Origin of the sequence: Mycobacterium sp. (genome assembly GCF_049673265.1) — a bacterium.
Taxonomy (GTDB): domain Bacteria; phylum Actinomycetota; class Actinomycetes; order Mycobacteriales; family Mycobacteriaceae; genus Mycobacterium.
In genome coordinates this window covers 1-3,866 of sequence record NZ_JBATXN010000343.1, presented here as the reverse complement: position 1 = coordinate 3,866, position 3,866 = coordinate 1, and the positions used below count along the sequence as shown (strand labels likewise).

At 66.2% G+C, this 3,866-nt stretch carries 3 protein-coding genes; all 3 read left to right on the top strand.

Annotated elements, in window-relative coordinates:
* Positions 1-179: 179 nt before the first annotated feature.
* Positions 180-383, top strand: coding sequence for a cold-shock protein (locus WBF82_RS11990; RefSeq protein ID WP_003925183.1), 204 nt, complete (start codon positions 180-182; stop codon positions 381-383).
* Between the two features lie 231 nt (positions 384-614).
* Positions 615-1,193, top strand: a complete 579-nt coding sequence (locus WBF82_RS11985) for a hypothetical protein (protein WP_424383246.1) — start codon at positions 615-617, stop codon at positions 1,191-1,193.
* A gap of 124 nt (positions 1,194-1,317) precedes the next feature.
* Positions 1,318-3,866 (top strand): type I DNA topoisomerase (gene topA, locus WBF82_RS11980; RefSeq protein WP_424383245.1); only part of this gene is annotated, 2,549 nt, incomplete at its 3' end.

Sequence of the window (3,866 nt, the reverse complement as noted above, 5' to 3'; positions counted from 1 at the left end):
GCGGTCGCAGCTTCTGTGTTCGTGTAAAACTTTCGCAGGATCGACGTTGCGGCCGCGGTTCCTGCGAGGTTGTAGGTCGGGTGAAGTTCCGGCGACTCGGCAAGGTATAGCGGTCGGAACGGGCCCGGTGCACCGAAAAGCGGTGTACCGCACCCGAGAAGTAAAGGAAAGATCAAGAAATGCCACAGGGAACTGTGAAGTGGTTCAACGCGGAGAAGGGATTCGGCTTCATCGCCCCCGAGGACGGTTCAGCCGACGTGTTTGTCCACTACACGGAGATCCAGGGGTCCGGCTTCCGCACCCTCGAGGAGAACCAGAGGGTCGAATTCGAAGTCGGCCAAAGCCCCAAGGGTCCCCAGGCCACTGGCGTCCGCTCGATCTGAGCAGCAGCCACTAACGACAACCCCCCGCGCGGTCCGGAGTTACCGGGTTCGGTCGGGGGGTTCTCGTTGTGGTCGCCTGCCGCGCAAGGGTTCACGGCCGGCGACCAATGGCTGGCCCTCCGGTGCCCCGCGTTGCGGCGCGCATCGTCGCCGGGCGGTGTCCGATGGTCCGACTCCTTCTCACGCCGCGTCGCGGCGCTCGTCGTCGCCGGACGGCTTACTGTCGGTGACGTGAGCCAGCTGTCCTTCTTCTCGGCGGAGTCGGTGCCGCCTGCGGTCGGCGACCTCACCGGCGTGCTCGCGGCCGCCGGCCAGATCGTGACGGTCGGGGGTGGAGCCAGGCTGTCGGTGGTCGTGGACCAGCCCTGGCGGGCCGAAGCGCTGGCGGAGATGATCGACGAGGCCGGTTTGGTGGCTGAAATCACCCAGACCGACGAAAACACGCCGCTGGTGCGAACCGCGGTCGACGCCAGGCTGCGTTCCATCGCCGGCGACTGGACCCGCGGCGCCGTCAAGACCGTCCCCCCGGTGTGGTTGCCCGGACCACGCGAACTGCGGGCCTGGATACTCGCGGCCGGCAGCCCGGAAGCCGACCGGTATCTGCTCGGACTGGACCCGCACGCGCCGGACACTCATTCGCCGCTGGCATCGGCATTGATGCGGGTCGGGATAGCCCCGACCCTGATCGGGACGCGTGGCGCTCGGCCGGCGCTGCGGATTAGCGGTCGACGAAGGCTATCGCGCCTGGTAGAGAGCGTCGGGGAACCGCCCGACTCTGCAGTGGCGTTGTCGTACTGGCCGCAGGTTTAGCGGCGATTGGGCGGGCCTTGCACGGGGGGTCGGTTTGCGTCGGCCCATCCCGGGTGCCACATTGTCAGGTGTCCTCGGGGCCGCCAGAAGGCTCGGGACAAGAAGAAAGTGAGCGTAAACGCAGGTGGCTGAGGGCGACGGCAACGGCCTTGCCAATAGGCGCGGTGGGACCACGCGGCGACTCGTCATCGTCGAGTCGCCGACGAAGGCGCGCAAACTGGCCGGCTACCTGGGCTCGAGCTACATCGTCGAATCCTCGCGAGGCCACATCCGCGACCTGCCCCGCGCCGCGGCCGATGTGCCGGCGAAGTTCAAGTCGCAGCCATGGGCCCGCCTCGGAGTCAACGTCGACGCCGACTTCGAGCCGCTCTACATCATCAGCCCCGAGAAGAAGAGCACCGTCAGCGAGCTGAAAGGCCTGCTCAAAGACGTCGACGAGCTCTACCTGGCCACAGACGGTGACCGCGAGGGCGAAGCCATCGCCTGGCACCTGCTGGAAACCCTCAAGCCGAATATCCCGGTCAAGCGGATGGTCTTCCACGAGATCACCGAGCCGGCCATCCTCGAGGCTGCCGAAAACCCGCGCGACCTGGACATCGACCTGGTCGACGCCCAGGAAACGCGTCGCATTCTGGACCGGCTGTACGGCTACGAGGTCAGCCCGGTGCTGTGGAAGAAAGTCGCGCCCAAGCTGTCGGCGGGCCGGGTCCAGTCGGTGGCGACCCGCATCATCGTGCAGCGTGAACGCGACCGGATGGCGTTCCGCAGCGCGTCGTATTGGGACATCATCGCCCAGCTGGACGCCAGCGTCTCCGACCCGCAGGCTCAGCCGCCCACCTTCACCGCACGGCTCACCAGCGTCGACGGCCTGCGGGTCGCCACCGGCCGCGATTTCGACTCGCTGGGCCAGCTGCGCAAGGCCGACGAGGTCGTCATCCTCGATGAGGCGAGCGCGACCGAGCTGGCCAGGGCATTGCAGGGCGGCCAGTTGTCGGTGGCGTCGGCAGAGGAGAAGCCCTATACCCGGCGCCCGTACGCGCCGTTTATGACCTCGACGCTGCAGCAGGAAGCCGGGCGCAAGCTGCGGTTCTCCTCCGAGCGCACGATGAGCATCGCGCAGCGCCTCTACGAGAACGGCTACATCACTTATATGCGGACCGACTCGACGACGTTGTCGGCGTCGGCGATCGACGCGGCGCGCAACCAGGCGCGTCAGCTCTACGGCGAAGAGTACGTCTCGGCATCGCCGCGGCAGTACACCCGCAAAGTGAAGAACGCCCAGGAGGCGCACGAGGCAATCCGGCCCGCCGGTGAGACGTTCGCGACCCCGGATGCGGTACGTCGCGAGCTCGACGGCGATGAATACCGGCTCTACGAGCTGATCTGGCAGCGGACGGTGGCCTCGCAGATGGCCGATGCGCGCGGCACCACACTGAGCCTGCGGATCGCCGGCAACGCGGGGGAGCGGCCGGTGGTGTTCTCGGCCACCGGGCGCACCATCACCTTCGCCGGCTTCCTGAAAGCCTATGTGGAAACGGTGGATGAGCTGGCCGGCGGCGAGGCCGACGACGCCGAGCGGCGCCTCCCACATCTGACCGAGGGGCAGCGGCTGGCCGCCCTCGAACTCACCCCGGACGGACACTCCACCAACCCGCCGGCGCGTTATACCGAAGCATCGCTGGTCAAGGCACTCGAGGAGCTGGGCATCGGCCGGCCGTCGACGTACTCGTCGATCATCAAGACCATTCAGGACCGCGGCTACGTCTACAAGAAGGGCAGCGCGCTGGTGCCCTCGTGGGTCGCGTTCGCCGTCACCGGTCTACTCGAACAGCATTTCGGTCGGCTGGTCGACTACGGCTTTACCGCTGCGATGGAAGACGAGCTCGATGCGATCGCCTCCGGCCAGGAGCACCGCACCAACTGGCTCAACAACTTCTACTTCGGCGGCGACCATGGCGTGCCCGATTCGGTGGCCCGCTCGGGCGGCCTCAAGAAACTGGTCGGGGTCAACCTCGAAGGTATCGATGCTCGAGAAGTCAACTCCATCAAGGTCTTTGACGATGCCGAAGGGCGCACCATCTATGTGCGAGTCGGCAAGAACGGGCCCTACCTTGAACGGATGGTGCTCGGCGACGACGGCGAGTTGAAACCGCAGCGGGCCAACCTCAACGACACGCTGACTCCCGACGAGCTGACTTTGGACGTGGCCGAACAGCTTTTCGCCACGCCCCAAGAGGGTCGGACGCTGGGTGTGGATCCGGAGACCGGTCACGAGATCGTCGCCAAAGACGGTCGCTACGGGCCATATGTCACCGAGATCCTGCCGGAGCCACCTGATGACCCCGGCGCAGTCGCGGCTAAGAAGGGTAAGAAACCCACGGGACCCAAGCCGCGTACCGGTTCGCTGCTGCGCAGCATGGATTTACAGACCGTCACGCTAGAGGACGCGCTGAAACTTCTTTCGCTGCCCCGAGCCGTCGGCGTTGATCCAGACTCCAGCGAGGAGATCACCGCACAAAACGGGCGTTATGGCCCGTATTTGAAGCGCGGCAACGACTCTCGCTCGCTGGCCACCGAAGATCAGATCTTCGAGATCACCCTCGAGGAAGCGTTGAAGCTCTACGCGGAGCCGAAACGTCGTGGCCGGCAGGGCGCCGCCGCTCCTCCGTTGCG